Origin of the sequence: Halorubrum sp. AD140 (assembly GCF_034497445.1) — an archaeon.
Classification (GTDB): domain Archaea; phylum Halobacteriota; class Halobacteria; order Halobacteriales; family Haloferacaceae; genus Halorubrum.
Genome location: NZ_JAXRUU010000360.1, coordinates 1 through 1,010, shown reverse-complemented (window position 1 = coordinate 1,010; position 1,010 = coordinate 1). Strand labels below are relative to the sequence as shown.

The following is a 1,010-nucleotide window of genomic DNA, read 5'->3' as shown; positions in this document are numbered from 1 at the left end:
CACTCTTTCGTCGCTTCCGGACTATCGGCACCGTGTTCGGTGTGACGCTTCCTGACATTCAGTAGGACGGGCGTGTTCATCGCGTCCCCAGCCACGACGGCTTGTCCGGGCGTGAGTCCCGGCAGCTCATCGAGGACATCCTCACCGGCGCTTTCGACCGACGTCCGGATCGCCTGTTGGTCGTTCGGGTTCTGAATCTGCATGATGATTTGCGTGCCACACTGTGACAGCACGTCGGGATCGAGTTTCGACGGGCGTTGGCTGATGATACCGACGCCGAACCCGAACTTCCGGCCTTCCGAAAGGATCCGTCGAAGAATTCCGAGGCTGCGAGCGTCCCCGTCGGGCGCGAATCGATGTCCCTCTTCGAACAGTGAGAAGACGGGATGATCGATCGCATCGTCCTCGCCGCGTGTCGCTGCTTCGCGTGCCTCGTACAGTTTCCTCAGTAACGCCGCGGCGAGCATCTGCTGGTCGGACTGGGACAACCGATTGAGCTTGAGAACCGTGACTTGCCCGGGCGCAACGATATCTGTGAGTTCGTCACGCGCTGCCGGAACGAACAAATCCCGGTTCAACGACTTGTTCAATCGCCACGCAAGCGCATCGACTGTTCCGCTGCGCTCCCCCTCAACATCCTCGCATTTGTTGATGATGTCTTGCGGCGTGATGTGGTTGCTCTCGTCGGTGAGTTCGCGCCAGGCCTCGTTGAGGACGTACCGCATCCGGTCGCTCGGTCCGTCAAGTAATGCGAGTAAGTCGCTGTACGTGAGGTCTGGGATCGGGATCGTGATCTCGTCGGGCGTGATGATTTCGATTTCGGGCCGGTACCCGTCGTCGCCTTCGAACACGTGGCTGTGTTCGTCGCGCCGCATCTCCGGGAGCGTGTCGTACTCCGCGTGCGGGTCGAACACCAGCATCGCCGCTCGGGACGCTGGCTGCATCATCTCCTCGATCAGCACGCTTGCGGTGTAGGATTTCCCGCTCCCGGTTGATGCGAGGATCGCTAG

General features: G+C 60.7%; 1 protein-coding gene. It reads right to left on the bottom strand.

Going from position 1 to position 1,010, the window contains the following annotated elements:
- On the bottom strand, positions 1-1,010 hold a 1,010-nt coding region (locus U4E84_RS18865), incomplete at both ends, for an ATP-binding protein (protein WP_322533573.1).